The 26,374-nt window shown below is 70.6% G+C and carries 22 protein-coding genes, 1 tRNA gene and 1 riboswitch; of the genes, 13 read left to right on the top strand and 10 right to left on the bottom strand.

Annotation, left to right across the window (positions count from 1 at the left end; all coding sequences use genetic code 11):
- Nucleotides 1–191: 191 nt before the first annotated feature.
- Nucleotides 192–357: riboswitch (cyclic di-AMP (ydaO/yuaA leader) on the top strand.
- 4 nt (nt 358–361) lie between these two features.
- The 7 genes from RCR19_RS21840 (at nt 362) to RCR19_RS21870 (ending at nt 8,352) form a co-directional block, all read left to right on the top strand.
- A complete protein-coding gene (locus RCR19_RS21840) occupies nt 362–1,036 on the top strand; it encodes a transglycosylase family protein (protein ID WP_331266662.1) in 675 nt (224 codons plus the stop codon).
- Nucleotides 1,037–1,346: 310 nt separating this feature from the next.
- A complete protein-coding gene (gene eno / locus RCR19_RS21845; RefSeq protein WP_331269516.1) occupies nt 1,347–2,633 on the top strand; it encodes a phosphopyruvate hydratase in 1,287 nt (428 codons plus the stop codon).
- Between the two features lie 100 nt (nt 2,634–2,733).
- The gene (locus tag RCR19_RS21850) at nt 2,734–3,210 is read left to right on the top strand and encodes a septum formation initiator family protein (RefSeq protein ID WP_331266663.1); all 477 of its coding nucleotides are present in this window, start codon (nt 2,734–2,736) and stop codon (nt 3,208–3,210) included.
- 147 nt (nt 3,211–3,357) lie between these two features.
- The gene (locus RCR19_RS21855) at nt 3,358–4,020 is read left to right on the top strand and encodes a DUF501 domain-containing protein (protein WP_331266664.1); all 663 of its coding nucleotides are present in this window, start codon (nt 3,358–3,360) and stop codon (nt 4,018–4,020) included.
- Nucleotides 4,017–4,958 carry a Ppx/GppA phosphatase family protein gene (locus RCR19_RS21860; RefSeq protein ID WP_331266665.1) on the top strand — a complete coding sequence of 314 codons (942 nt, stop codon included), beginning with the start codon at nt 4,017–4,019 and terminating at the stop codon, nt 4,956–4,958. The genes RCR19_RS21855 and RCR19_RS21860 overlap by 4 nt, the downstream gene beginning before the upstream one ends.
- 490 nt (nt 4,959–5,448) lie before the next feature.
- The gene (locus tag RCR19_RS21865) at nt 5,449–6,831 is read left to right on the top strand and encodes an NAD(P)/FAD-dependent oxidoreductase (protein ID WP_331266666.1); all 1,383 of its coding nucleotides are present in this window, start codon (nt 5,449–5,451) and stop codon (nt 6,829–6,831) included.
- 225 nt (nt 6,832–7,056) lie between these two features.
- Nucleotides 7,057–8,352 (top strand): cyclopropane-fatty-acyl-phospholipid synthase family protein, encoded by a 1,296-nt coding sequence (locus RCR19_RS21870; RefSeq protein WP_331266667.1) that lies wholly within the window; start codon nt 7,057–7,059, stop codon nt 8,350–8,352.
- A 63-nt stretch (nt 8,353–8,415) separates the two neighbouring features.
- On the opposite strand, the gene RCR19_RS21875 is transcribed toward RCR19_RS21870, so the two are convergent.
- Complete coding sequence (locus tag RCR19_RS21875) at nt 8,416–10,944, bottom strand: FtsX-like permease family protein (RefSeq protein WP_331266668.1); 2,529 nt, start codon at nt 10,942–10,944, stop codon at nt 8,416–8,418.
- An 84-nt stretch (nt 10,945–11,028) separates the two neighbouring features.
- Nucleotides 11,029–11,799 (bottom strand): ABC transporter ATP-binding protein, encoded by a 771-nt coding sequence (locus RCR19_RS21880; RefSeq protein WP_059130741.1) that lies wholly within the window; start codon nt 11,797–11,799, stop codon nt 11,029–11,031.
- Between the two features lie 418 nt (nt 11,800–12,217).
- Here RCR19_RS21880 and RCR19_RS21885 point away from each other — a divergent pair.
- Nucleotides 12,218–12,303: transfer RNA gene (locus tag RCR19_RS21885), tRNA-Leu, on the top strand.
- A gap of 458 nt (nt 12,304–12,761) precedes the next feature.
- On the opposite strand, the gene RCR19_RS21890 is transcribed toward RCR19_RS21885, so the two are convergent.
- Complete coding sequence (locus RCR19_RS21890; protein WP_331266669.1) at nt 12,762–13,346, bottom strand: helix-turn-helix domain-containing protein; 585 nt, start codon at nt 13,344–13,346, stop codon at nt 12,762–12,764.
- A gap of 117 nt (nt 13,347–13,463) precedes the next feature.
- Nucleotides 13,464–14,342, bottom strand: a complete 879-nt coding sequence (locus RCR19_RS21895; protein ID WP_331266670.1) for a helix-turn-helix transcriptional regulator — start codon at nt 14,340–14,342, stop codon at nt 13,464–13,466.
- 147 nt (nt 14,343–14,489) lie between these two features.
- On the opposite strand from RCR19_RS21895, the gene RCR19_RS21900 reads away from it, so the two are divergent.
- From RCR19_RS21900 to RCR19_RS21910, 3 genes are all read left to right on the top strand, one after another.
- On the top strand, nt 14,490–15,506 hold the full coding sequence (locus RCR19_RS21900) for an aldo/keto reductase (protein WP_331266671.1): 1,017 nt from the start codon (nt 14,490–14,492) through the stop codon (nt 15,504–15,506).
- Between the two features lie 593 nt (nt 15,507–16,099).
- The gene (locus tag RCR19_RS21905) at nt 16,100–17,275 is read left to right on the top strand and encodes a 4-hydroxybenzoate 3-monooxygenase (RefSeq protein ID WP_331266672.1); all 1,176 of its coding nucleotides are present in this window, start codon (nt 16,100–16,102) and stop codon (nt 17,273–17,275) included.
- A gap of 275 nt (nt 17,276–17,550) precedes the next feature.
- On the top strand, nt 17,551–18,435 hold the full coding sequence (locus tag RCR19_RS21910) for a Bax inhibitor-1/YccA family protein (RefSeq protein ID WP_331266673.1): 885 nt from the start codon (nt 17,551–17,553) through the stop codon (nt 18,433–18,435).
- 126 nt (nt 18,436–18,561) lie between these two features.
- Here the strand turns inward: RCR19_RS21910 and RCR19_RS21915 are convergent, their stop codons facing one another.
- Complete coding sequence (locus RCR19_RS21915) at nt 18,562–18,789, bottom strand: DUF4287 domain-containing protein (protein ID WP_059130829.1); 228 nt, start codon at nt 18,787–18,789, stop codon at nt 18,562–18,564.
- Nucleotides 18,790–18,890: 101 nt separating this feature from the next.
- On the opposite strand from RCR19_RS21915, the gene RCR19_RS21920 reads away from it, so the two are divergent.
- Complete coding sequence (locus RCR19_RS21920; protein WP_181923066.1) at nt 18,891–19,202, top strand: hypothetical protein; 312 nt, start codon at nt 18,891–18,893, stop codon at nt 19,200–19,202.
- Nucleotides 19,203–19,225: 23 nt separating this feature from the next.
- On the opposite strand, the gene RCR19_RS21925 is transcribed toward RCR19_RS21920, so the two are convergent.
- The 3 genes from RCR19_RS21925 to RCR19_RS21935 all read right to left on the bottom strand — a co-directional run bounded on the left by RCR19_RS21925 (nt 19,226) and on the right by RCR19_RS21935 (nt 22,819).
- Nucleotides 19,226–20,044 (bottom strand): hypothetical protein, encoded by an 819-nt coding sequence (locus RCR19_RS21925; protein ID WP_331269517.1) that lies wholly within the window; start codon nt 20,042–20,044, stop codon nt 19,226–19,228.
- Between the two features lie 259 nt (nt 20,045–20,303).
- Nucleotides 20,304–21,524, bottom strand: coding sequence for an acetyl-CoA C-acetyltransferase (locus RCR19_RS21930; protein WP_331266674.1), 1,221 nt, complete (start codon nt 21,522–21,524; stop codon nt 20,304–20,306).
- Between the two features lie 269 nt (nt 21,525–21,793).
- Entirely contained in the window at nt 21,794–22,819 is a 1,026-nt protein-coding gene (locus tag RCR19_RS21935; protein WP_331266675.1) for an SGNH/GDSL hydrolase family protein, read from the bottom strand.
- A 179-nt stretch (nt 22,820–22,998) separates the two neighbouring features.
- Here RCR19_RS21935 and RCR19_RS21940 point away from each other — a divergent pair, with 179 nt between their 5' ends.
- Entirely contained in the window at nt 22,999–24,390 is a 1,392-nt protein-coding gene (locus RCR19_RS21940; protein ID WP_331266676.1) for a cystathionine beta-synthase, read from the top strand.
- 517 nt (nt 24,391–24,907) lie between these two features.
- On the opposite strand, the gene RCR19_RS21945 is transcribed toward RCR19_RS21940, so the two are convergent.
- A complete protein-coding gene (locus tag RCR19_RS21945; protein WP_331269518.1) occupies nt 24,908–25,330 on the bottom strand; it encodes a hypothetical protein in 423 nt (140 codons plus the stop codon).
- Nucleotides 25,331–25,441: 111 nt separating this feature from the next.
- Nucleotides 25,442–26,374, bottom strand: a complete 933-nt coding sequence (locus RCR19_RS21950; protein ID WP_331266677.1) for an ABC transporter substrate-binding protein — start codon at nt 26,372–26,374, stop codon at nt 25,442–25,444.

Here is a 26,374-nt window from a genome sequence, read left to right on the forward strand (position 1 = left end):
CGTCGACCGGCGGTACTTCACATCCCACTTCGGGCTTAATGTCCGATTTGGCGAGAGTGAGAGATGGGTCTCAAAGGCCCTGATCGTCTTTGAAATTCCGCGGATCGACTGCTTACGGTCATGACCGCTCGCCACAGCGGGCCCCCACGGTCGCAACGCCGAATCCTGCCAGCGGCCGTGCGGAACAGTCGTCGCGTCAAGCGCCGTAGGCAGGAGCGGGGGACCCAAGGTAAGTGCCGCGCCCGGACATCGACCGGGCCGGCTTGGGGTGGAGCCGTGCGCCCAGTTGCGCACGGCCGGGCAACTCAACCGGCCCGAACCCGACAGCTCACCTCGCAGGCGTCGGTGAGGGGATCGAACCATGCTGTGTTCCGGCAAGGGCAAGCACCGCCGTCCGTCCAAGGCCGTCCGCGTCATCTCGCTCGCCGGTGTTGCCGGTGCCGCCGTCGCGGCCCCGCTGCTCGCGGCCGGCAACGCCTCCGCTGCCACCGCCTCCGAGTGGGACGCCGTCGCCCAGTGCGAATCCGGTGGCAACTGGTCCATCAACACCGGCAACGGCTTCTACGGCGGTCTGCAGTTCACGAACTCGACCTGGGCCGCGTACGGCGGCACCGCCTACGCCTCGCGTGCCGACCTGGCGAGCAAGTCGCAGCAGATCGCGACAGCCGAGAAGGTCCTCGCGGGTCAGGGCAAGGGCGCCTGGCCGGTCTGCGGCAAGGGCCTGTCCGGTACTCCGTACAACGGTGCGGCCGCAGCCTCCTCCGGCAGCGCGAAGAGCGGCACCGACCGCACGGCCCCGAAGTCGGCCTCCCGTTCGACCGAGCGTCCGGCCGCGAAGAAGACCGTCACCACCCCGGCCGGCCAGAAGGTCGAGAAGGGCGACGGCGAGTACAAGGTCGTCAAGGGCGACACCCTCAGCTCCATCGCCGCGAAGAACGGCGTCCAGGGCGGCTGGCAGAAGCTCTTCCAGCTGAACAAGGACGTCGTCGAGGACGCCGACCTCATCTACCCGGGTCAGCAGCTGCACCTGAAGTGACAGCGGCCGGGCAGCCGGTCCACCGAGTCCTCGTGCGCGTGACCTCCTTCGCGGCGGTCACATGAGGACAGCCCCCGTCCCCACGGGCTCCCCGCTCCGGTGCGTGTACCCCCCGTACGCATCGGAGCGGGGCTTTTGCTTGCCCGTCCCGTGCATTTCACCGCGACTTTCCCCGCCCCTTTGTTCCGCGCTGAAACAATGTGTACCGTCATCCTGTCCACGGGACGGTCGGTCGGCCGGCCGCCGCTCCGGGGCGGATAGGCTCTAGTCGCAAGTGCCCCGCACTCTCAGCGTCACATCCAAGAAGGAGATGCTCGTGCCGTCCATCGACGTCGTCGTAGCCCGGGAAATCCTGGACTCCCGAGGCAACCCCACGGTCGAGGTCGAGGTCGGCCTCGACGACGGCAGCACGGGTCGTGCCGCCGTTCCGTCCGGCGCCTCCACCGGCGCCTTCGAGGCCATCGAGCTCCGCGACGGTGACCCCAACCGCTACCAGGGCAAGGGCGTCGAGAAGGCCGTCCTCGCCGTCATCGAGCAGATCGGCCCGGAGCTCGTCGGCTACGACGCCACCGAGCAGCGCCTGATCGACCAGGCGATGTTCGACCTGGACGCCACCGACAACAAGGGCTCGCTCGGCGCCAACGCCATCCTCGGCGTCTCCCTCGCCGTCGCCCACGCCGCCTCCGAGGCGAGCGACCTCCCGCTCTTCCGCTACCTGGGCGGCCCCAACGCGCACCTGCTGCCGGTGCCGATGATGAACATCCTGAACGGCGGCTCGCACGCCGACTCCAACGTGGACATCCAGGAGTTCATGATCGCGCCGATCGGTGCGGAGTCCTTCTCCGAGGCCCTGCGCTGGGGCACCGAGGTCTACCACACCCTCAAGAAGGTGCTGAAGGGCAAGGGCCTGTCCACCGGTCTCGGCGACGAGGGCGGCTTCGCCCCGAACCTCGGCTCCAACCGCGAGGCCCTCGACCTCATCCTCGAGGCCGTCAAGCAGGCCGGGTACGTCCCCGGTGAGCAGATCGCCCTCGCCCTCGACGTCGCCGCCTCCGAGTTCTACAAGGACGGCAAGTACCTCTTCGAGGGCAAGGAGCGCTCCGCCGCCGAGATGACGGAGTACTACGAGGAGCTCGTCGCGGCCTACCCGCTCGTCTCCATCGAGGACCCGCTGTTCGAGGACGACTGGGCCGGCTGGAAGGTCATCACCGACCGGATCGGCGACAAGGTCCAGCTCGTGGGCGACGACCTGTTCGTCACCAACCCCGAGCGCCTGGCCCGCGGTATCGAGGAGGGCACCGCCAACGCGCTGCTGGTGAAGGTCAACCAGATCGGCTCGCTGACCGAGACCCTGGACGCGGTCGAGCTGGCCCAGCGCAACGGCTTCAAGTGCATGATGTCGCACCGCTCCGGCGAGACCGAGGACGTCACCATCGCCGACCTGGCCGTCGCCACCAACTGCGGCCAGATCAAGACCGGCGCCCCGGCCCGCTCCGAGCGCGTCGCCAAGTACAACCAGCTGCTGCGCATCGAGGAGATCCTCGACGACGCCGCGGTGTACGCGGGCCGCAGCGCGTTCCCGCGCTTCAAGGGCTGAGCGGGCAGGGCCACGCCTTAGCCAGTCGTCCGTACGTCCCCGTACTCGGTCCCGTACCGTGTGCGGGGACGTACGTACGTGTGGAAGGGGAGGAGGGGACATGGCCGTGAAGGACCGTGACCGGTTCTCCACCGCGACCAGGCTGCGACTGCTCGGGGAGCAGACCGCGGCCAGGGTCTACCGCTCCCAGACCAGGCGGCAGGCCCGCCGCTCCCGGCTGACCGGCCGTGCCGCGCTGCTCGCACTCGTCCTGTGCTCGCTGATCGTGGCACTGGCGTACCCGATAAGGCAGTACGTCTCCCAGCGGGCCGAGGTCGCGGACCTGGAGCGGCAGCAGGCGCAGGCCCGCGAGCGCGTCGAGCAGCTGCGCGACCTGAAGGCGCGCTGGCAGGACGACGCGTACGCGGAGCAGCAGATCCGGCTGCGGCTGCACTATGTGCTGCCGGGGGAGACCGGCTACATCGTGATCGACCCCGACGCGGCCAGGCAGTCGCGTGCGGATCTCACGAGTGCCGCGCGCCCCTGGTACGACAACATCTGGGACGGGGTCGACAGGTCCGACAAGTCCGGCCGGTGAACCGGCCCGCCGCCCCGGCGGGGCGGACGTGCACGGGGCCCCCGTCGCACACGCAGAGGCGCTGTGAGCCGGACGTCCCGATGACCGGACGCATCACCGATCCGACGGATCAGCGCACCGACGAGAAAGACAGCCTGAAAGACAGCCATGGAAACTCCCGCCCGCCGACCGTCCGCCGCCCCTGAGGGGCAGCGCAGCGCGCAGACGTTGTTCGATCTGCCGCCCACCCCGCGCACCGAGCCCACGGACGCGGACGTCGCGGCCATCGAGCAGCAGCTCGGGCGCCCCCCACGCGGGCTGCGCGCGATCGCGCACCGCTGCCCGTGCGGGCAGCCGGACGTCGTGGAGACGGCACCCCGGCTCCCGGACGGTACGCCGTTCCCCACGACGTACTACCTGACCTGCCCGCGTGCCGCGTCCGCGATCGGCACGCTGGAGGCGGGCGGCGTCATGAAGGAGATGACGGAGCGTCTGGCGACCGACCCCGAACTGGCCGCCGCCTACCGCGCCGCGCACGAGGACTACATCGCCCGCCGCGACGCCATCGAGGTGCTGGCGGGCTTCCCGAGCGCGGGCGGCATGCCGGACCGGGTGAAGTGCCTGCACGTGCTCGTCGCGCACTCCCTGGTCGCCGGCCCCGGGGTCAACCCGCTGGGCGACGAGGCGATCGCGATGCTGCCGCAGTGGTGGCGCAAGGGGTCGTGCGTGACACCCGCGCAGCCGCCGTACGGTGAGGAGGCGCAGGCGGACCCGTCCGGTACCGGCCGGTCCGCCGCAGCGCGCACCGATTCCGAGGAGGAGGGCTCATGACGCGCGTCGCCGCCGTCGACTGCGGTACGAACTCCATCCGGCTCCTGGTCGCGGACGCCGACCCGGCCACCGGCGAACTCGTCGAACTGGACCGGCGGATGACCATCGTCCGGCTCGGCCAGGGCGTGGACCGGACCGGGCGGCTCGCCCCCGAGGCCCTCGAGCGCACGTTCGCCGCCTGCCGGGAGTACGCCGGGATCATCAAGGAGCACGGCGCCGAGCGGATCCGGTTCGTCGCCACGTCCGCCTCCCGAGACGCCGAGAACCGGGACGTCTTCGTCCGCGGGGTGCTGGAGATCCTCGGCGTCGAGCCCGAGGTCATCTCCGGCGAGCAGGAGGCGGAGTTCTCCTTCACGGGCGCGACCAAGGAGCTGGTGGGCCGCGCGGACCTGGCGAAGCCCTTTCTGGTCGTGGACATCGGCGGCGGTTCCACGGAGTTCGTGGTGGGCGAGGAGCACGTACGGGCGGCGCGGTCCGTCGACATCGGCTGCGTCCGTATGACCGAGCGTCATCTCGTGCACGAGGGAGTCGTCTCCGATCCGCCGTCCCCCGAGCGGATCGCGGCCATACGACACGACATCGAGGCCGCACTGGACCTGGTGGAGAAGACGGTTCCGCTGCACGAGGCGCGCACCCTCGTCGGGCTCGCCGGTTCGGTCACCACCGTGTCCGCGATCGACCAGGACCTCCCGGAGTACGACTCCGCGAGGATCCACCACTCCCGGATCTCCCGGGACCGTGTCCGGGAGATCACCGAACGGCTGCTGAGGTCCACGCACGCCGAGCGCGCGGCGATCCCCTCCATGCATCCGGGCCGGGTCGATGTGATCGGCGCGGGCGCCCTCGTCCTGCTCGCGATCATGGAGCGGATCGGGGCCGCCGAAGTCGTGGTCAGCGAGCACGACATCCTCGACGGCATCGCCTGGTCCATCGCGTAGACGTGTCTCATCGCCCGGCGCGTGCACGGGTTCTGACGGGCGGTCAGGGGGCTCCGGCAGGGGGATTTCCTACCCGCGGGTATCCTCTCCTGAGCAGGTCGGTTAACGTATGAGCGTAGCCGGCGGGGCCCTGGGACCCCCTTGGCGGAGGGCGCACGGAAAACTTCGTGAAGTTCTTCACAAGGAAATCGCACCGGCCGGGCGACGGCGGGGGTCCACTCGGCCGTCCGCGGGGTGTGAGGCGTCGTCGGGGGTGCTCCGGCGAGCGTTCCGGGAGGGCTCGCCGGCGAGGGTGCGGAGTCGTCGTTCGGCGCCCCGAAAGCCTTGCGTGGCAGCTCACGTGGCCTTGACGGCCGTTCACCCCACGAGGGGATGATGTCGTGACGGAATGACCTCCGTCACGCGAGCGGCGCAGTGTAGCAGACACCCCGCCCAAGCTTGTGAAGGGGCGCACGAGCGACCCCCCTGGGGCGGGTGGATACTCGATGCCATGAGCACCACGGAGCGTCCCAGGATCCTCGTAGTAGGCGGTGGGTACGTAGGCCTGTACGCAGCTCGTCGCATTCTCAAGAAGATGCGCTACGGCGAGGCGACCGTCACGGTCGTCGACCCGCGCTCGTACATGACCTACCAGCCCTTCCTCCCCGAAGCCGCCGCCGGCAGCATCTCCCCCCGGCATGTCGTCGTCCCGCTGCGACGCGTGCTTCCGAAGGCGGAGGTCCTCACCGGCCGGGTCACCACCATCGACCAGGACCGCAAGGTCGCCTCGATCGCCCCGCTGGTCGGCGAGGCGTACGAGCTGCCTTTCGACTACCTCGTGATCGCGCTCGGCGCGGTCTCCCGCACCTTCCCGATCCCCGGCCTCGCCGAGCAGGGCATCGGTATGAAGGGCATCGAGGAGTCCATCGGCCTGCGCAACCACGTCCTCGAGCAGCTCGACAAGGCCGACTCCACGACCGACGAGGAGATCCGCCGCAGGGCGCTCACCTTCGTCTTCATCGGCGGTGGCTTCGCCGGTGCGGAGACCATCGGTGAGGTCGAGGACATGGCCCGGGACGCGGCCAAGTACTACAGGAACGTGTCCCGCGAGGACATGCGCTTCATCCTCGTCGACGCCGCCGACAAGATTCTCCCCGAGGTCGGCCCCAAGCTCGGCCAGTACGGCAAGGAGCACCTCGAGGGCCGCGGTGTGGAGATCTACCTCTCCACCTCGATGGAGTCCTGCGTCGACGGCCACGTGGTGCTGAAGAACGGCCTCGAGGTCGACTCCAACACCATCGTGTGGACGGCCGGCGTCAAGCCGAACCCGGCGCTCGCCCGCTTCGGGCTGCCGCTCGGTCCGCGCGGTCACGTCGACACCGCCGCAACGCTCCAGGTGCAGGGCACGGACTACATCTGGGCCGCCGGCGACAACGCGCAGGTGCCCGACCTCGTCGGCCGCAAGGCGGGCAACGAGAACGCCTGGTGCCCCCCGAACGCACAGCACGCGCTGCGCCAGGCCAAGGTGCTCGGCGACAACGTGGTCTCCGGTATGCGCGGCTTCCCGCAGAAGGAGTACAGCCACGCGAACAAGGGCGCGGTGGCGGGCCTCGGCCTCCACAAGGGCGTCGCGATGATCGTCATGGGCAAGATGAAGATCAAGCTCAAGGGCCGTCTCGCCTGGTACATGCACCGCGGTTACCACGGCATGGCGATGCCGACCTGGAACCGGAAGATCCGGATCTTCGCCGACTGGACGCTGGGCATGTTCCTCAAGCGCGAGGTCGTCTCCCTCGGCGCGATCGAGTCGCCGCGCGAGGAGTTCTACGAGGCCGCCAAGCCGGCGCCCGTCGCCGCCGCGGTCAAGACCGAGGAGAAGGCCAAGGCCTCCTGACCTCGCGTCCCCTCCCCGGCAACACCCGAAAGGGGCCGCCCGCCATCCGTGGTGCGGGCGGCCCCTTTCGGCGTGCACGCAGGCTTTTTGCCCAGCTGTAACGCCAACGGGGGACTGCGGGGCGGCCCTACAGGTGTTTACGTGGTGTAGAGCATTCCGGGATCGCTCTCCCCGAGCTCTCGACTGTGTTCGAGCAAGGGGACGCCCCTATGGGAGGTGTGCACCATGGCCGACGCCGCGCCGCGGCTGAAGAGCCTCGTGGAACAACTGCTGGGAGCCCCGCTCCCTGTGCGCATCCGCGCCTGGGACGGTTCGGAGTCCGGGCCGCCGGGCGCTCCCGCCCTCGTCGTGCGCAATCGCCGTGCCCTGCGCCGTCTTCTGTGGAAACCGGGCGAGTTGGGCCTCGTCCGGGCCTGGGTCTCCGGGGATCTGGGGATCGACGGTGATCTGTACACCGCCCTCGACCTCCTGGCGGGCCTCATCTGGGAGCGCGGCGAGGACGCCCGCTCCCTCAGCCAGGCGGCCCGCGACCCGCAGGTCCGCGCCGCGGTACGCGGCCTCGCCAGGATGGCCGGGCCCTTCCCGCCGCCTCCGCCGCCTCCCGAGGAGGTCCGCAGAGTCCGCGGCCACCTCCACACCCGGCGCAGCGACCGACGCGCCATCAGCCACCACTACGACGTAGGCAACGACTTCTACGAGATCGTCCTCGGCCCGTCGATGGTGTACTCCTGCGCCTACTGGGCGGGTCCCGGTTCCACCCTCGAGGACGCCCAGCGCGACAAGCTGGAACTGGTCTGCCGCAAGCTGGACCTGAAGCCCGGTCAGCGGCTCCTCGACGTCGGCTGCGGCTGGGGCTCCATGGCCGTGCACGCCGCTCGCGAGTACGGCGTGAGCGTCGTCGGCATCACCCTCTCCCAGGAGCAGGCCGTGTTCGCCCGCAAGCGGGTCGCCGAGGAGGGCCTGACCGATCGCGTGGAGATCCGGGTGCAGGACTACCGCGACGTCACCGACGGCCCGTACGACGCGATCTCCTCCATCGGCATGGCCGAGCACGTGGGCGCCGAGCGCTATCTGGGGTATGCCCGGGATCTGTACGCCCTGCTCAAGCCGGGCGGGCGGCTGCTCAACCACCAGATCGCGCGGCGGCCCCAGAAGGACGAGTCGGCCTACTCGGTCGACGTGTTCATCGACGCCTACGTCTTCCCCGACGGCGAGCTCGCGCCCATCGGCAGCACGGTGACTCAGTTGGAGCGTGCCGGGTTCGAGGTCCGCGACGTGGAGAGCCTGCGCGAGCACTACGCCCTGACCCTGCGCCGCTGGGTCGCGAACCTCGAGGCCGAGTGGGTGCGGGCGCAGCGCCTCACCAGCCCGGGTCGGGCCCGCGTCTGGCGCCTCTACATGGCCGCCTCCGCGCTGTCCTTCGAACACAACCGCATCGGCGTCAACCAGGTCCTGGCGGTGCGCTCGCCCGAGTCGGGCGCTTCGGGCATGCCCCTGCGCGCCCGTACCTGGGGCGGGTGACCTTCCCGGGCACGGCGAAAGGGCCCCGTTCCGACTGCGGAACGGGGCCCTTTCGGTAGGTCGTCACTCCGACTTGATCGCCGTGAGCATGTTCAGACGGGCCGCGCGGCGGGCCGGCCACAGGGAGGCCAGCACACCCACCGTCGCCGCCAGGAGGAGAAAGACGGCCATGCGCCCCCAGGGCAGGATCAGCTCGTAGGTCGCCAGCTTCGTGCCGAGCAGTTCACCGGCGGCCCAGCCGAAGAACACCCCCAGGCCGACACCGAGCACACCGCCGAAGAGCGAGATCACAAGGGACTCCAGCCGGACCATCCGCTTGATGCCCCTGCGGTCCAGTCCGATCGCACGGAGCATGCCGATCTCCTGCGAGCGCTCGAAGACCGACATGGCGAGGGTGTTGATGACGCCGAGCACGGCGACGATCACGGCCATGGCCAGCAGGCCGTAGAGCATGTTCAGCATCAGCGTGAACATCTGGCCGATCCTGTTGGAGATGTCCTTCTTGTCCATGATCCTGATGGCCGGGTTGTCGCCGAGCGCCTTCACCAGCGCGTCCTTGGCCGAGGCGGTGGCCCCGCCGGACGTCTTGACCAGGACCTGCATGTCGGACGGCTCGGTCTGGTGCGGAGCGAGCGTCGCGGTGTCCAGCATGATGCCGCGCATCATCTCGGTGCTCCGGTAGACACCGGCGACCGTCAACTGCTGCCTCTTGCCGTCCTCGTAGGACACCGTGAACCGGGAGCCGGCCGTCCAGTGGTGGGACGTGGCGGTGTCGTGGTCGACGACGACCCGGGTGCCGCCGACCTCGAAGGTGCCGGCGTCGACCGTCAGCGCGGTCAGCTTGCCGATGGTGGCGCCGTCGACGCCGGTCAGGAACTCGGTCTCGCCGTTGATGCGCGAGGGCGCGTTGCGCAGCGGGCTGGTCGCGATGACGCCGTCGGCCGACTTCAGTCTCTTCTCCACGTCGGGCGAGAGGTCGTTGCCGTTCGCCATCGTCACCGCGTAGTCCGCCTTGAGGGCGGAGGACGCCATCTTGTCGATCGCGGTCTGCAGGCTTCCCGCCATCACCGTCAGAGCGGTGATCAGGGTCAGGCCGATCATCAGGGCCGAGGCGGTGGCGGCGGTGCGCCGCGGGTTGCGCACCGAGTTCTGCCGGGCCAGCTTCCCCGCGACCCCGAAGACACGCAGCACAGGGGCCGCTGCCGCGATCAGCGGGCGGGACAGCAGGGGGGTGAGGACGAAGACGCCGATGACGAGGATCGCCGCGCCGAGCCCCATCGGGCCCTGGGCGTCCGAGGCGTTCAGTGTGGTGCTGTAGAGGATGACGGCGACGCCGGCCGAGGCCAGCAGGGCGCCGATCGTGTTCCGGAGCAGCAGGGACTTGGCGGTGGCCTTCGCGTGCAGGCTGCCCATGGCGGCGACCGGCGGGATCTTCGCGGCGCGCCGGCCGGGCAGCCAGGCGGCGAGCATCGTGATCAGGATGCCCACGACGAGGGCCGTGGCGACGGTTCCCGGGCTGACGATGAGCGGACCGTCCGGGATCGTGCCGCCGAACCGGCTCACCAGGGTGCGCAGTCCGGCGCCGATGCCGATGCCGGCCACCAGACCGGTGACGGCCGCGACCGCGCCGACCACGAACGCCTCGATGAGCACGGACCGGGTGACCTGGCGGCGGGACGCGCCGACCGCGCGCAGCAGGGCCAGTTCCTTGGTGCGCTGAGCGACCAGCATGGTGAAGGTGTTGGCGATGATGAAGGTGCCGACGAACAGCGCGATGCCCGCGAAGACCAGCAGTCCCGTGCGCAGGTCGCGCGTCGCCGCGGCGATCTGCTGCGCCTGGTCGTCGGCGAGTTGCTTGCCGGTGGTGGTGGAGGCGACATCCTTCGGCAGGATCTCGTCGAGGGCGTTGCGCAGCGCGATCTGGCTCGTCCCGGATGCGGCCTTCACATCGATCTCGTCGTACGAGCCGTCCTTGTGGAACAGGCGCTGGGCGGTGGCCGTGTCGAAGAGGGCGAGGCTGCCGCCCGCGGCCACGTTGCCGTCGTCGGTGGTGAAGACGCCGGCGACCTTCGGCGTCAGCACGGGGCCGTCGATGGAGAGCCGTACCGTGTCACCGACCTTGTACCCGGCGCGCTTTGCGGTCTCGGAGTCGATGAGGACCTCGTCCTGCCCCTGCGGCGCGTGTCCGTCGACGATCGGATACCGGGGGTCCTCGGTCCCCCAGTAGTTCCCGCCCTGGGACTGGAAGTCACCGCCGATGAGCTTGCCGTCCTTGTCGGCGATGGCGGTGAAGCCGCTGACGACCCCGATGGCGGTGCCGGCGCCCGGTGCCTTGGCGGCCTTGTCCAGGAGCGCCGGTGTCAGCCGGGGTTGCTTGGCGAGCGTGTCGCCGTGGGACGCCCGGCCCTCCGGCCGGATCGCCACGTCGACCTGGTCGAGGCCCTTGGCGGAACTCTTCTGGTAGGCCTCGGAGATGGTGTTGGTGAACACCAGGGTGCCCGACACGAAGGCCACGCCGAGCATCACGGCGAGCACGGTCATGAGCAGCCTGGCCTTGTGCGCGAGCACGTTGCGCAGGGCGGTACGGAACATTTCTCTGTCCAGGGCTGGGGGTGCGGTGGATGGGTGGCCCCGAGGGGCGGGTGGGGCGGGCCCCGAGGGGATGTGCGCCCGGCGTCAGCTCGTGCGGCCCTTGGCGTCGAACCGCTTCATCCGGTCCAGCACCGCCTCCGAGCTCGGCTCGTGCAGTTCGTCCACGATCCGCCCGTCCGCCAGGAAGATCACCCGGTCCGCGTACGCCGCCGCCACCGGGTCGTGGGTGACCATCACCACCGTCTGCCCCAACTCCCGTACGGAGTTGCGCAGGAAGCCCAGAACCTCCGCGCCGGAGCGCGAGTCCAGGTTTCCGGTGGGCTCGTCGCCGAAGATGATCTCCGGCCTGGACGCGAGTGCGCGCGCCACCGCGACGCGCTGCTGCTGACCGCCCGACAGCTGCGAGGGCCGGTGGCTCAGCCGCCCCGACAGCCCGACCATCTGGATCACGGTGTCCAGCCAGGCCTTGTCGGGCTTGCGGCCCGCGATGTCCATGGGCAGCGTGATGTTCTCCAGGGCCGTCAGCGTGGGCAGCAGGTTGAACGCCTGGAAGATGAAGCCGATCCGGTCCCGGCGCAACTTGGTGAGCTGCTTGTCCTTGAGGGAGCCGAGTTCGACGTCGCCGATACGGACGGAACCGGAGGAGAAGGAGTCGAGCCCGGCGACGCAGTGCATCAGCGTCGACTTGCCCGAGCCCGAGGGCCCCATGATCGCCGTGAACTGCGCCTGCTGGAAGTCGACGGTGACCCGGTCGAGGGCGACCACCTGGGTCTCGCCCTGTCCGTAGACCTTCGACAGATCCGTGGCGCGGGCGGCCACGGTGGTGGTCCGGTCGACGAGGGGAGTGCTGGTCACGGGAGGGTGCTCCTGTCGGGACGGCGACGGTGATGAAGACGTGTTCCATCGTCGCGGCCGATCAGCGGCGTGTAGTCACCCGCTGTTCCGGTTCCCGGGGCAGTCTCGAGTCGGACCGGCCCGCGTCCCGTCATACCTGGGTATGACGGGCTCCCCCGAGAAGGCGCCCGGGGAAAGCGGTTGCTCATGTGCTGTGGGGGCCCGTTCCACGGCCATCCATCGGGACGGTGAAATTCCGTCATTCCCCGTGCAGCGGCCCCGGCGGCCCGCGAGGCTATTGGCAAGTGCGGATGGCCCGTACCGAGTGCTGATGCACCCTCAGACATCAATAAAATAAGACAACATCGCGTCGCCCGCCCGCTGTTCGGGGGAGGCGCCCCCGATAGGCTCGGAACGCTCGATGCGGCGCTCATGGCCTGCCCGGATGGTGGAATGCAGACACGGCGAGCTTAAACCTCGCTGCCCCTCGCGGGCGTACCGGTTCGAGTCCGGTTCCGGGCACCACCGCGTACTCGCGTGCTGACCTGGAGTGACGACCGGTCGGCGGTTCACTCTGCCGGCTCCACGGGAACGTCCGGCCCCCGCCCTTCGGGGAACCCCTCCCTCGTACGGGAGTTCCGGCGTCGCCGCCCTCGCCCGCCGGACCTGCCGAAACGGTTCCAGGAGCCGTCCGGTCGACCTTGTCCGCGTCGTGCAGATCGCATCCCGACCGCCGACGGGCCGGTCCACCGCCGATGTCGTCGAGCGGCCACGTCCTCACGGCTGGGCGGTGGCTGCGGCACTCCGGGTTCCCTCATGCGTCCACGATCGCGGTCGTGTGCTCCGGCGTCCCGCCCGAACGCAGCCGGGCGACGACCACCTCGACCGCCTCGGTGACGTCCGGGGTCCGCACCCGGCCGCCGGCTTCGAGGCGGAACGGCGGCCGGCGTTCGACCCGGGCACGGCATGGCTCCCTGGTCGTGTCATCCGGTCACGACACCGTGCAGGAGCAGGTCGATGAGTCTGGTGGCCAGGTCGCGTTGCTGCTCGCCGGCGGCCATGAGGCTGATTCCGCCGAGCGCCATCAGTACGTCCTGTGCGTCGACACCGGGCCGGGTCACCGAAGTGCCGGTTCCGGGGGCGAGGAGGTGGGCGATGGCGTCGGCGAGCAGGGCTCGGGTGTGCAGCTTCTCGTTGTCGTCGGTCAGTACCACGGCCAGTGCGTCGGCCATGCCCTGCTTGGCGGTCATGAAGTCGATGAAGTGTTCCATCCAGGTCCGCAGCGCGTCCCTGGGCGGCAGCGTGGCCGTCAGATGCGGCGCCGCCTCGCACAGGCGTTGCACTTCCTGCCGGTAGACGGCCTCGATGAGCAGTTCCTTGGAGGGGAAGCGGCGGTAGAGGGTGCCGACACCGACGCCGGCTGCGCGGGCGATGTCCTTGACCGAGGCGCCCGCTCCCTCACGGGCGAAGGCGGTGGCCGCTGCTTCCAGCAGTTTGTCCTCGTTGCGCTGCGCGTCGGCGCGCAGGGGCCGGCGGTGCCGTGCCGTGTCCCCCTCGTGGTCGGTCACTGCCGATGTCCTTCCTGCCGCCACCTGCAACCGGAACCCGTTCCGGATATGAGGGTACGTCGGCGCCCTCCGTGCCGCCAGGCGCACCACGGCCCCACCTCCACCGCCGGGTGCCGCTCAGCCGTGCGGCGGAAGCAGGGGGTGGCCCGGCCGTCGCGAAGGGGCGCTCAGGCCCGCGAGGAGCCGCATGCGCTCCTCGGAGGGGGAGCCGGGCTCGGCGGTGTAGATGCCGAGGGTCTGTTCGGGGTCGTCGGTGGCGGTGAAGGCCTCGTAGCCGAGGACGAGGTCGCCGACGAGGACATGGTGGTAGCGCTTGACGCCGTGGCTGCGCTGGAGGACGTCGTGATCGGCCCACCAGCGGCGGAAGTCCGGATCGCGCAGGGAGAGTTCCTCGACGAGTTCGTCCAGGGCGGGGTCGTCGGGGTGGCGCCCTGCGTACAGGCGCAGAGAGGCGACCGTGCCGCGGGCGCCTTCCGCCCAGTCCGTGTGCAGCGCGCGCACCCGTTCGTCGAGGAAGAGGAGCCAGGCCATGTTGCGGTGGCGCAGGGGCAGCGCGTCGAAGTCGGTGTAGAGGGCCCGGGCGAGGTGGTTGGCGGCCAGCACGTCCAGGCGCCGCCCCAGCACCAGGACCGGAACCTCGGTGAGCGTGTCGAGCAGCAGCCGCAGGCCCGGGCGGACCCGCTGCGGCGCCGACGGGCGGTGCCGGGCAGGGGTGGGCCGTGCGATCCGGAACAGGTGGGCGCGTTCCACTTCGCTGAGTCGAAGGGCGCGGGCGAGTGCCTCCAGGACCGCTTCCGAGACTCCCGCCTGGTGCCCGCGTTCGAGACGGATGTAGTAGTCCATGCTGACGCCGGCGAGCTGGGCGACCTCCTCGCGCCGCAGGCCGGGCACTCGCCGCGTACCGGGATGCGGCGGCAGCCCGGCCTCCTCGGGAGTGATCTTCGCGCGACGTGAGCGCAGGAACTCGCGCAGCGCCACATTCGGCTCACGACCCATGCGACCAGGGTAGTTGCGGCGGCCCCGATGCGGATCGGCGAAGGGGGCACTGCTGGACCCCCTGTTCGATCAGGCCTCTCACCTCCCTCGTCCGCCGTGCTTGGCTCGAACGCGGACACAACCACGAACACCAGGAGGTGATCTGCGATGAAGCGCAGGATTCTCGGCGGTACCGGCATGTCGGTGAGCGAGTACGCGCTCGGGGCGATGATGTTCGGAGCGATGGGCAACACCGATCACGACGAGAGCATCCGCATGATCCATACGGCCCTCGATGCGGGTGTCAATCTGATCGACACCGCGGATGTCTACTCCGCCGGGGAGTCGGAGGTGATCGTGGGCAAGGCTCTGAAGGGCCGCCGCGACGAGGTCGTGCTGGCCACCAAGTTCGGGCTCCCGATGGGGGAGGACGCCAACCACCGCGGCGGCTCGGCCCGCTGGATCCGTCGCGCGATCGAGGACAGCCTGCGGCGTCTGGACACCGATCACATCGACCTCTACCAGATGCACCGGCCGGATCCGGGCACCGATGTGGACGAGACCCTCGCCGCACTGTCGGACCTGGTCCGCGCCGGGAAGGTCCGCGCCGTCGGCGGTTCCTTCTTCGCGCCCGAGGAGACCGTGGAGGCCCGGTGGACCGCCGAGCGCCGCGGTCACCACCGCCTGCGTACCGAGCAGTCGCCGTACTCGGTCCTCACCCGGGGTGTGGAGAGCCGTGTGCTGCCCACGGCCCAGCGGTACGGCATGGGTGTGCTGACCTTCGGCCCGCTGAACTCCGGCTGGCTCTCCGGCCGCACCGACCCCACCGCGGGGCACCGCAACGCGGGGCTCGGCGCGAAGATGTTCGATCTGTCCCGGCCCGGCGTCCGGGCCAAGGCCGAGGCCGTGCAGAAGCTCGGTGCCCTGGCGGCCGAGGCCGGGCTGCCGCTCGCCCACCTCGCCGTCGCCTTCGTACGTGCCCACCCGGCCGTCACCGCCGTGCTGATCGGCCCCCGCCGCCCCGAGCAACTCGACGATCTCCTCGCCGGCGCCGATGTGGAACTCGACGGCGACATCCTCGACCGCATCGACGCCATCGTGCCGCCCGGCGTCGACGTCAACCCCGACGACTTCTACATCGACCCCACCCCGCCCATCACCGACAAGCGCCTGCGCCGCCGTTGACGCACCGCGACCGCAACGGCATCGGAGCCGAGTCGGAGGGTTCCGCCTCCGCGCCGATGTGCCGTCCGCCCTCCTCGCCCGACTCGGCCGCCTCGGGACGCGGACCGGCCCCCGCCGGGGCCTGCCGGCCCATGGCGGCGAGACCCGGCTGACGACGGTTCAGCCGCCGTGACGCGGCCTGCCCGGGGTCGGGCCGATGGTGCGTCCCTCACGCCCGACGCGGCGTCCGGGGCACCTCCGGGCCGTCCGTCGTCCACGGCACACGTTCCGGACGCAGGGTGCGGGTCGTGGCCGCGGCCTGCCGGATCCTGCGCCTCCGCCCCCGGGGTGAGCTTCGAACACACCGGGGACGGGGGCGAATGGATGCTGCGGTCCACGCCGAGGGGCGCGGTCTCACCGCCCGGAGCCGTGGGGCCGGAAGAACAACTCCCGTACGGTTCCTGCACATGGGGTGCCAGGGGCGGCTGGCGCGCTCGGGTCCGCCGGTTGTGCGGGGGCGGCACCGTTGACAGCGGGTCCCCGCGGCCGGACACTCGGGCCAGGTGAAATTAAGTTCACTGGACGAACGAGCGTAAGCGCAAAGGGGCGTCGGGATGCGCACGACGGTCGGCATCATCGGAGCGGGGCCCGCGGGGCTGCTGCTGGCGCGGCTTCTGCACCGGGCGGGCGTCGAATCGGTCGTACTGGAGAGCCGGGACCGGGAGTACGTCGAGCAGCGGCAGCGCGCCGGGATCCTGGAGCAGGGCACCGTCGACGTGCTGCGGGCCGCCGGGGCCGGCGACCGCATGGACCGCGAAGGGCTGCCCCACGACGGGATCGAACTGCGCTTCGCGCGCCGCCGCCACCGTGTCGACTTCCCCGCCCTCACCGGCGGCAGGTCCGTGATGGTCTACGCGCAGACCGAGGTCTGCAAGGACCTCATCGCGCTCCAGTTGGAGGAGGGCGGCCCGCTGCTGTTCGGGGCGGAGGCGCTCGCCGTCGAGGACGCGGACACGGAGCGGCCCCGGATCCGCTTTCGCCACGAGGGCCGCGAGGACGTCCTGGAGTGCGAGTACGTCGTCGGATGCGACGGCTTCTGGGGTGTGTCCCGCACGGCGGTGCCGTCGGGGGTCTCCCGTGTCTTCGAGCGTACGTATCCCTTCAGCTGGCTCGGCATACTGGCCGATGTCGCGCCGTCGCACGACGAGCTGGTGTACGCGCGCCACGAGCGCGGCTTCGCCCTGCTGAGCATGCGCTCCCCGTCCGTCTCCCGCCTCTATCTCCAGGTGCCGGCCGGCACGGACGCCGGGGAGTGGTCCGACGACCGGATCTGGGAGGAGCTGGAGCGGCGCTTCGAGACCGCCGACGACTGGGCGCTCGCCCGCGGGCCGATCACCTCCAAGTCCGTGACCCCGATGCGCAGTTACGTCCACGAGCCCATGCGCCACGGACGGCTGTTCCTGGCCGGGGACGCCGCCCACATCGTGCCGCCCACCGGTGCCAAGGGGCTCAACCTGGCCGTGGGCGACGTGGTCACCTTCGCGCGCGCCCTGACGCACCAGCGGGAGACGGGGTCGCGGGAGCGGCTCGACGCGTACTCCGAGACATGTCTGCGGCGGGTGTGGCAGGCCGAGCGGTTCTCCTACGAGATGACCTCGATGCTGCACCGTGCCCCGGATGCCACACCGTTCGACGAGCGGATACAGCTGGCCCGCCTGGCACGGCTCACCGCCTCGCGCGCCGCCGAGACGGACCTCGCGCACGGTTACACGGGGTTTCCGCTCGAGTGATCGTCCGCGTCGGCGGCAGCGCCCCGAGATCACCCGGACGGCCGATGGCGCCGCGCCGGGCCGGCCGGGTCCCGCGCCCGCGGGATCAGCGGCCGGTCTCGACTCTGTCCCAGGTTGGTCATGGGTCGAGGGGGGTCCTCCCGGGGAATCAAGGACCCGCGTAGCGTGTTGGGCGCAAGGACGAGGGAAAGATCCTCCCCAAGCATTAGGGTCAATCCTTTGCCTACCTATTACTCTTGAGCCAAGGCCACGCAGGGTGGCCATGGAGGAGTGAAATGAGGAGCAGCAACCCGGTCTTCTCGCGACGGGGGTTCAGCCGCGACAACGGCTACGCGGGCTTCAACACCGCGCCGCAGGCCGGGGGAGCCGCCGTCGGCACGCAGGGCAACCCCTACGCGCAAGGCAGCCCTTACGCGCAGAACCCCTACGCGCAGAATCCCTACGCCCAGCAGCAGTACGGGGCCCCGCCGCAGGCCCCGGCCACCACCGGCCGGATGACGATGGACGACGTCGTCATGCGTTCGGCCATGACGCTCGGCACGGTCGCGGTGGGTGCGGTCCTCGCCTGGGCCCTGCTGCCGGTCTCGTCCACCAGCTACTTTCTGGCGATCGGCTCGGCGCTCATCGCGTTCGTCCTGGCGATGGTGCAGTCCTTCAAGCGCACCGCCTCGCCCGCGCTGATCCTCGCGTACGCCGCCTTCGAGGGCGTCTTCCTGGGCGTCATCAGCGAGATGTACAACGCGCAGTGGAACGGCGCGCCCTTCCAGGCGGTGCTCGGCACGATGGCCGTCTCCGGCGCGACCCTGCTCGTGTACAAGGCGGGCTGGGTCCGGGTCACCGCCCGGTACGCCCGGATCGGTCTCGCCATCGCCGTGGCCTTCGTCCTGGTCATGGCGGTCAACCTCCTGCTGGTCGCCTTCGGGGTCGCCCCCGACGGCGGTCTGCGCAGCATGGGCCCGCTGGGCGCGATCGTCGGCATCATCGCGATCCTGCTCGGCGCGTTCTTCCTCACCCTCGACTTCAAGCAGATCGAGGACGGCATCGCCTACGGCGCGCCGCGCGAGGAGGCCTGGCTGGCCGCGTTCGGCCTGACCATGACCCTCGTGTGGATCTACGTGGAGATGCTGCGGCTGGTCGCCATCTTCAGCAGCAACGACTGACCGCGCCCGCGCCCTTTCGGGGCGCGGGACGCCCGAGGCCACGAAGGGCCCGTGAACCCCTCTACGGGGTGCACGGGCCCTTCGTCGTGGTGATGCCTGATCGCGGACGGAACCGGTGGTGCGCGCTCAGAGCAGTTTGCGTGCGGCCCTTCTCAGGTCGTACTCATGGATGATCGCCTTGGCGTGGCCGTACGCGAGATTGTGCTCGTGCCGGAGCCAGGTGACCTTCTCCTCGAAGCCGAGAGCGGGTCCTTCGTCGACGGTACGAAGCCAGTCGGACACTTCACGACCGGTGCAGTGGGGGATGCGGGCGAGCAGATTGCGATGGGTCTCCTCGGAGAAGACTTGGGACATCGGCGCCTCCGGACGCACTCGATGAAGCCGGTCCTTCAGGTCACCGTGCCTGAGCGTTCGCCTGTTGGCAACAGTCCTGCCCCAACGCGTACTCTCGCGGCGTGCTCGATACGACGCCTTTGACCCAGGCAGTGGATCACTTCGCCGACCGCTTGCGGGCCGCTCCGCAGAGTCGGCTGCAACGCGGCGCCGCAGCCGAGGCACTGGCTCTGGCCAGGGAGTTGGCGCGCCGTGCGCAACTCCTCGAGGAGCCTTCGGCCGAGCCCCGGGAGATGCCCGACGCGGGCATGTTCGCGGCGGCCGACCAGATCACGGTGGCCGGACACGACCTGGCGGTCGTCCTGGAGGACGCGGCGCAACTCGCCGAGGCCGTGGCGCTCGTGGGGGAGGCACAGAAACGCGCCGGAGTGTGACGTCCGGCGTCCGGAACCGATACTTACCGCGACGCGATGACCCGGTCCGCCAGGATGTAGACGGTCTCCTCGCCGCAGGCGAACGTCAGTGTGTACGCGCCCGAGACGCCCGAGCCGCCCAGCAGGACCGGGGTGTGGCCGTCGTCGAGAGCGTCGGCGAGCCGCTCGGCGGTCTCGCGGTGGCCCGGTGTCATGCACAGCGTCGTGCCGTCCGCGAAGACATAGACATCGAGGGTGCCCAGCGGGCCCGGGCGGACGTCGGTCAGCTCGGTCCGCGAGGCGGCCAGTTCCTCGAGGCAGGCGACCGTGCGCTCGTGGTCGTTCACGACCGGGGACGGGGCCGGTACGAAGTCCGGGTGCGAGGGGTGGCGGCGGCGGGCGGCGGCCAGTTCCGGGGACTCCCCGCCGAGGACTCCCTCCGCGCTGGTGCCGCCGGCGAACTCGCTGTCGTCGGATACGGGCTCGATCACCGGCTCCAGGCTGTCGTGCTCCAGGCCCGCGAAGTCCGACTGGCGGGGCAGGAAGAGGTCGTTGTCGGACAGCCCGAACAGGGAGGGCGCGTCGGCGATGTCACGGGCCTCCTGGGCGGCCCAGAAGGCGCGCGCCTCGGCAAGCTCGCGCTCCCGCTCGTCGGCCAGTGCCTCGGCCACCGCGGCGCGAATCTCCTCCGCGTCGGCGGTGGAGCGGGCAGCGGGCACGACACCGCGTGGCTGCGTGGCGCGGCTCTCGGCGAGTTCGGCCTGCAGGGCCGCGAACTGCCGCCGCAGCGCCCGCACGCTGCACAGGACGGCGACGCCCACGCCCGCGGCTGCGGACGTGGTGAGCAGCAGAGCTATCGGCATGGCGCTCACTGACGTACTCCCGGTTCAAAGTCGACCCTCGACTTCCTACATCAGCTTGAAGGGTGGACTATCCAGTTGTCAGTGCGTAACGTCACGAAACGGACAGGAACCCGGGGGTGGGGTTTATTCATGAAACTGCCGTGACCTGCGTAAACCCCCTTCAGGGGGAGATAGGTCACATCCTGGGGGAGATTGGATCACAAAACGGCCCGAAGCCCTGAGGGAAGAGGGCTCCGGGCCGTCGTACGGGGTGCTGCGGTCAGCTGAGGCGCTCGATGACCATGGCCATGCCCTGGCCGCCGCCGACGCACATCGTCTCCAGGCCGAACTGCTTGTCGTGCCACTGGAGGGAATTGATCAGCGTGCCGGTGATTCGGGCGCCGGTCATGCCGAAGGGGTGGCCGACGGCGATGGCGCCGCCGTTGACGTTCAGCTTGTCCAGCGGAATGCCGAGGTCGCGGTAGGAGGGGATCACCTGGGCGGCGAAGGCCTCGTTGATCTCGACGAGGTCGATGTCGTCGATGGTGAGGCCGGCGCGCCTGAGGGCCTGGTTGCTGGCCTCCACCGGGCCGTATCCCATGATCTCGGGGGACAGGCCGGAGACACCGGTGGAGACGATCCGTGCCAGCGGCGTCAGCCCCAGCTCACGGGCCTTGGTGTCGCTCATGATGATCACGGCCGCGGCCCCGTCGTTCAGGGGGCAGCAGTTTCCGGCCGTGACACGGCCGTCGGGGCGGAAGACCGGCTTCAGCCCGGCCACGCCCTCCAGGGTGACGCCGGCGCGCGGACCGTCGTCCTTGCTGACGACCGTGCCGTCCGGGAGGGTCACCGGGGTGATCTCACGCTCCCAGAAGCCCTTGGCGATGGCCTGCTCGGCGAGGTTCTGGGAGCGGACGCCGAACTCGTCCATCTCCTCGCGGGTGACGCCCTTCAGCCGGGCGAGGTTCTCGGCGGTCTGGCCCATCGCGATGTACGGGTCGGGAAGGAGGCCGTCCTCGCGCGGGTCGTGCCAGTCGGCTCCCTCGGACGCGGCGACGGCGGCGGTGCGGGCCTCGGCGTCGGCGAAGAGGGGGTTGTGGGTGTCGGGGAGGCCGTCGGAGGTGCCCTTGACGCTGCGGCTGACCATCTCGACGCCGGCGGAGATGAACACATCGCCCTCGCCGGCCTTGATGGCGTGCAGTGCCATGCGGGAGGTCTGCAGGGAGGAGGAGCAGTACCGGGTGACGGTGCACCCCGGGAGGTGGTCCATGCCCATCTGCACGGCGACGATGCGGCCGAGGTTGTGGCCCTGCTCGCCGCCGGGGAGGCCGCAGCCGAGCATCAGATCGTCGATGTCCTCGGGGTCCAGCCCGGGGACCTTGGCCAGGGCGGCCTGGATGACGGTGGCGGTGAGGTCGTCCGGACGCAGGTCCTTCAGGGAGCCCTTGAAGGCACGGCCGATGGGCGAACGGGCGGTCGACACGATGACGGCTTCGGGCATCACGGCTCCATTGCACGAGGGAGGCAGGGCTGTGGGGGAAGTTACCCGTACGTACGGAAGAGGTCACGGGAAGTGGGGTGTGACTCGGACCGCACTTTTCTAAGCGCTTGCTTTCTTCGTTCGGGGCGGCGGCGGCAGGAGGCATCCGGCCTCGGGCCGCCGACCGGCCCGCGAGCGTCGGCCGCGTCGCCCCGGTGGGGCCGCGGACGGCGGCTCGCCCCCTCCGGGGGAGGGCGTGAGATCCCCGACCCGGTGCGGGAGCGCGTGGGTCAGGGGGTCGGCTCCGCGGCCGGGGCAGGGGTCGCGTCCGGGGTGGGAAGGCGCCGCCGCCGGCGCCGTTTGAGGAGGGCCCAGGGGCCCCGGGGGCCTGTCGGCATCGCGGCCGTGACCTCCGTGCCTGCCTCCGAGGCGGCCTCGGCCGCGGCGCGGGCCACCGGCAGGAAGCCCTCGCGGCGGGAGGCGTCCGGGCGCTCCTCCTCCGCGGGCCACAGGCCGAGAGTCGCGCAGACGGTCGGCAGGACCGCCATCGCCGCCGTGGCGTAGCCCTCCGCCGAGGGGTGGTAGTTGTCGGGACCGAAGAGCTCACGCGGGTTCTCCGCGAACTCGGGTCCGAGCAGGTCGCCCAGCGACACCGTACGGCCCCCCTGCTCGACGACCCCGATCGTCTGGGCCGCGGCCAGTTGGCGGGAGGCCCTGCGGGCGAGCCAGCGCAGGGGCTGCTGGACCGGCTCGATCGTGCCGAGGTCGGGGCAGGTGCCCACCACCACCTCCGCACCCGCCGTGCGCAGCCGGCGTACCGCCGACGACAGATGGCGCACCGAGCGTGTCGCGGGCATGCGGTGGGTGACGTCGTTCGCGCCGATCATGATCACGCAGACGTCGGGCACCTGGTTCGGATCCTCCAGTGCCAGTCCCACCTGGCGGTCCAGATCGTCGGACTGCGCTCCAGGGAGCGCCACGATGCTCAGTTCCACCGGGCGCTCCGCCACCGCCGCCAGACCCGAGGCCAACAGCGCTCCCGGCGTCTGCCGGGAGCGGTGCACCCCCTGTCCCGCCGCCGTGGAGTCGCCGAGCATCATCAGCCTCAGCGCCGACCCCTCGTACCCCCGGCCGTACAGCCCGTTCGCGCTCGGCGGGAACGGGCTGTGACCGTTGCCCACATGGCGCTTGGCCATCTGCACCTCGGCGACCAGCAACCCGACGGCGGCCGCACCGACCAGACCGATACCACCGCCGCCGTACGCTGCGCCCGCCGCGATGCGCCGGGCCACCCTCGCCCTCGACATGCTCGACATGCGTCGCCGCCACCTCCTAGTAGCCGTACAAACTGTGCTTGCCCCGTACGCCCTGTCGTCCAATCTCAACCCGACGTGAACGCCCGGGACGGCCCGCGCTTGCCGACCGTCCGGACGCCGGAGCCCTTACGCTGGCGGCACCATCACGACCACTTCTTTTGCAGCAACCGGAGACAACGGTGCAATTCCACGACTCGATGATCAGCCTGGTCGGCAACACCCCGCTGGTGAGGCTCAACCGCGTGACCGCCGGCATCACGGCGACCGTGCTGGCGAAGGTCGAGTACTTCAACCCCGGCGGTTCGGTGAAGGACCGCATCGCCCTGCGGATGATCGAGGCGGCCGAGCAGAGCGGTGAGCTCAAGCCCGGCGGCACGATCGTCGAGCCCACCAGCGGGAACACCGGCGTGGGCCTTGCGATCGTGGCCCAGCAGAAGGGCTACAAGTGCATCTTCGTGTGCCCCGACAAGGTGTCCACGGACAAGATCAACGTGCTGCGCGCGTACGGCGCCGAAGTGGTGGTGTGCCCGACGGCGGTGGCCCCGGAGCACCCGGACTCCTACTACAACGTCTCCGACCGGCTGGTCCGTGAGACGCCCGGAGCCTGGAAGCCGGACCAGTACTCCAACCCGAACAACCCTCTTTCGCACTACCACTCGACCGGCCCCGAGCTGTGGGAGCAGACGGAGGGGAAGATCACCCACTTCGTCGCGGGTGTCGGCACGGGCGGGACGATCTCCGGCACCGGCCGCTACCTGAAGGAGATCAGCGACGGCAAGGTCAAGGTCATCGGCGCCGACCCCGAGGGGTCGGTGTACTCCGGCGGGTCCGGGCGGCCGTACCTCGTCGAGGGCGTCGGGGAGGACTTCTGGCCCACCGCGTACGACGCGGAGGTCCCCGACGAGATCGTCGCGGTGTCCGACAAGGACTCCTTCCAGATGACCCGGCGGCTGGCGAAGGAGGAGGGGCTGCTCGTCGGCGGTTCCTGCGGCATGGCGGTCGTGGGCGCGCTGCGGGTCGCCGAGCGGCTCGGCCCCGACGACGTGGTCGTCGTCCTCCTCCCCGACAGCGGGCGCGGCTACCTCAGCAAGATCTTCAACGACGAGTGGATGGCCGACTACGGCTTCCTGGAGGACACCGGCCCGAACGCCCGTGTGGGCGACGTGCTCAGCGACAAGGCGGGCGGCTCCATCCCGTCCCTGGTCCATATGCACCCCGACGAGACGGTCGGCCAGGCCATCGAGGTGCTGCGCGAGTACGGCGTCTCGCAGATGCCGATCGTCAAGCCGGGCGCTGGGCACCCGGACGTGATGGCCGCCGAGGTCGTGGGATCCGTCGTCGAGCGTGAGCTGCTGGACGCCCTGTTCACCAAGCGCGCCTCGCTCGACGACCCGCTGGAGAAGCACATGTGCGCCCCGCTGCCCCAGGTCGGTTCCGGCGAGCCGGTCGGGGACCTGATGTCGGTGCTCGGCACCGCCGACGCGGCGATCGTCCTCGTCGAGGGCAAGCCGACCGGTGTGGTCAGCCGGCAGGACCTGCTGTCGTTCCTGGCCAAGGGCGGAAGGCACTAGGGTCCGTCGCTCGGACCGTTCCGGCGTCACGCTCCGTGAACCGGCCGTGACGCCGGGGAACGCCCGGTGACGCGGGGAGGCACGGGCTTCTCGGAAGTGGTACGAGCGTGTCACGTCCGCGCAGCACCCGCTTAACACGCGTCCGGCACATTGGTGGGTGTCGGCAGGGCGGGAGCGGCTCCCCGCCCCGGCCGACGGCCGAAACGGCGCCAGGAACCTCCGGAGCGGCTCCCGGACCTCCATGGACGCCACGGACGCGCAAGCCCGGCCCTGACCCGGCCCGCGTCCCTCGCGGGGACCGCCGTCGTCCCGCCCCCCGGCAACGGGGGTGCGGCGGTCCCCGCGCATGCTTCATGCGGCCGGCTCACCGCCATGACGGCGGAGGGCCGGCCGCCGTCTTTTCCGGCCGTCGGCGGCGGTGACCGATCTTCGCCGCGCTGGTCGGGCGGGAGCGCGCGGCCGGCCTTCGGGTCGACGTGGGACGCCGTGAGGTCCGTGGTGGGTCGCGGCCCGGGGGTCAGTCCTCCCAGCCGTCCCCCGAGGACGTGCGGCGTCGGGTGAAGAGGCCGGGGTTGGTGCGGACGGCCTGTACCGCGTTGACGCCGACGATGCCCACCCAGGTGATCAGCAGGCCGGGCAGGTGCGCGACGCCGCCGCCGATCGCCGAGAGCGGGATCGCGAGCACCAGCGAAACGATGCCGAAGCCGAAGCGCTCACCCCAGGAGTCCGTCGCCCGCGAGGAGCGTGCGCCGCGGGCCATCACCATCTGCTGCTCGGCGAGCTGCCGGCGTACCCGGCGGTCGATCGCGCCGTCGATGCGCTGGTCGACCTTCTCCAGGAAGGAGTCGACCAGCGCCGACTCGTACTCCTCGCCCAGCTCCCTGCGGGCCTGCAGCGTGGCGTTGAGTTCCTTCTTCAGGTCGGCGTCCTGTGCGTCCATACCGGTCATACAGAGCACGTTAAGGATCGGGGGACCCGGCCGCACTGGGGATACCCCCCCTCTTGCCCCGGGGGCGTGCTCGAGGGGGCGCTGCAGGCCCCGGCCGTTCGGCTACTTCGCCAGTCCGTGCTGCTCCGCGTAGGCGTCGGCCACGTCCTCCGGGTCCTTCTTGTCCTTGTCCACCTGGCGGTTGAGCGCGGTGAGATCGGCGGTGGTCAGGACGTTGCCGAGCCGGGCGAGAGCCTTGCGGACCGTGTCGTCGGCCTTGCGGTCGGCGATGAGGGGGACGATGTGCTGGCTCGGGATCAGATGCTCGGGGTCGGCGAGCACCACCCAGTCCTCGGCCTCGATGTCGGTGTCCGTGGTGAACAGGTTCGCCACGTCCACATCACCCTTCTTCAGAGCGCCCTTGACCAGCGGGCCGTCGGAGTCGAGCGATTTGAACTCCTTGAACTCGGCGCCGTACACGTCCTTCAGGCCGACCGCGCCGACCCGGCGCTTCTTCACCTCGGGGGCCGCCCCGATGACCAGCCTGCCGTTCTGCTTCTTCAGGTCGGCGAGGGAGGCCAGGCCGTACTTCCGCGCGGTCTCCCGGGTGACGACGAAGGCGTCCGAGTCCTCGGCCGTGCCGTACGGCAGCACCTGAAGACCGGCCGGCAGGGCCAGGGTCAGGGCGTTCTGCATGGCGCCCTCCTCGGTGGGCGTGGCCTTCGGGTCGAGGTAGTTGAGCAGAGCACCCTGGTACTCGGGCAGCAGGTCGATGTCGCCGCCCTTGAGCGCGGGGATGACGATCTCCCGGGTGCCGAGGTTGGGGCGGACCGTGACCTTGACCCCGGCCGCCTTCAGGACGGCGGCGTAGAGAAAGCCGAGCACCTGGTTCTCGGTGAAGTTGGCGGTGCCGATGGTGACTCCGCCCTTGCTGGAGCCCCCGCCGCCCGCGGCGTCGCCCTGGCCGTCGAGTGAGGTGATGCCGCTCGCGCACGCGGAGAGCGCCGGGACGGAGGCGGCGGCGAACAGGCCGCCGAGGAGAGCACGACGATTCAT

The sequence above is a fragment of the Streptomyces sp. WAC07094 genome, from assembly GCF_036320405.1.
GTDB lineage: Bacteria > Actinomycetota > Actinomycetes > Streptomycetales > Streptomycetaceae > Streptomyces > Streptomyces lannensis.

What these genes read in the sequence shown, in the direction of transcription:
- RCR19_RS21840 (WP_331266662.1), top strand. Translation starts at nt 362, where the DNA reads ATGCTGTGTTCCGGCAAGGGCAAGCACCGCCGTCCGTCCAAGGCCGTC.
- eno (WP_331269516.1), top strand. Translation starts at nt 1,347, where the DNA reads ATGCTCGTGCCGTCCATCGACGTCGTCGTAGCCCGGGAAATCCTGGAC.
- RCR19_RS21850 (WP_331266663.1), top strand. Translation starts at nt 2,734, where the DNA reads ATGGCCGTGAAGGACCGTGACCGGTTCTCCACCGCGACCAGGCTGCGA.
- RCR19_RS21855 (WP_331266664.1), top strand. Translation starts at nt 3,358, where the DNA reads ATGGAAACTCCCGCCCGCCGACCGTCCGCCGCCCCTGAGGGGCAGCGC.
- RCR19_RS21860 (WP_331266665.1), top strand. Translation starts at nt 4,017, where the DNA reads ATGACGCGCGTCGCCGCCGTCGACTGCGGTACGAACTCCATCCGGCTC.
- RCR19_RS21865 (WP_331266666.1), top strand. Translation starts at nt 5,449, where the DNA reads ATGAGCACCACGGAGCGTCCCAGGATCCTCGTAGTAGGCGGTGGGTAC.
- RCR19_RS21870 (WP_331266667.1), top strand. Translation starts at nt 7,057, where the DNA reads ATGGCCGACGCCGCGCCGCGGCTGAAGAGCCTCGTGGAACAACTGCTG.
- RCR19_RS21875 (WP_331266668.1), bottom strand. Translation starts at nt 10,944, where the DNA reads ATGTTCCGTACCGCCCTGCGCAACGTGCTCGCGCACAAGGCCAGGCTG.
- RCR19_RS21895 (WP_331266670.1), bottom strand. Translation starts at nt 14,342, where the DNA reads ATGGGTCGTGAGCCGAATGTGGCGCTGCGCGAGTTCCTGCGCTCACGT.
- RCR19_RS21900 (WP_331266671.1), top strand. Translation starts at nt 14,490, where the DNA reads ATGAAGCGCAGGATTCTCGGCGGTACCGGCATGTCGGTGAGCGAGTAC.
- RCR19_RS21905 (WP_331266672.1), top strand. Translation starts at nt 16,100, where the DNA reads ATGCGCACGACGGTCGGCATCATCGGAGCGGGGCCCGCGGGGCTGCTG.
- RCR19_RS21910 (WP_331266673.1), top strand. Translation starts at nt 17,551, where the DNA reads ATGAGGAGCAGCAACCCGGTCTTCTCGCGACGGGGGTTCAGCCGCGAC.
- RCR19_RS21915 (WP_059130829.1), bottom strand. Translation starts at nt 18,789, where the DNA reads ATGTCCCAAGTCTTCTCCGAGGAGACCCATCGCAATCTGCTCGCCCGC.
- RCR19_RS21925 (WP_331269517.1), bottom strand. Translation starts at nt 20,044, where the DNA reads ATGCCGATAGCTCTGCTGCTCACCACGTCCGCAGCCGCGGGCGTGGGC.
- RCR19_RS21930 (WP_331266674.1), bottom strand. Translation starts at nt 21,524, where the DNA reads ATGCCCGAAGCCGTCATCGTGTCGACCGCCCGTTCGCCCATCGGCCGT.
- RCR19_RS21935 (WP_331266675.1), bottom strand. Translation starts at nt 22,819, where the DNA reads ATGTCGAGCATGTCGAGGGCGAGGGTGGCCCGGCGCATCGCGGCGGGC.
- RCR19_RS21945 (WP_331269518.1), bottom strand. Translation starts at nt 25,330, where the DNA reads ATGGACGCACAGGACGCCGACCTGAAGAAGGAACTCAACGCCACGCTG.
- RCR19_RS21950 (WP_331266677.1), bottom strand. Translation starts at nt 26,374, where the DNA reads ATGAATCGTCGTGCTCTCCTCGGCGGCCTGTTCGCCGCCGCCTCCGTC.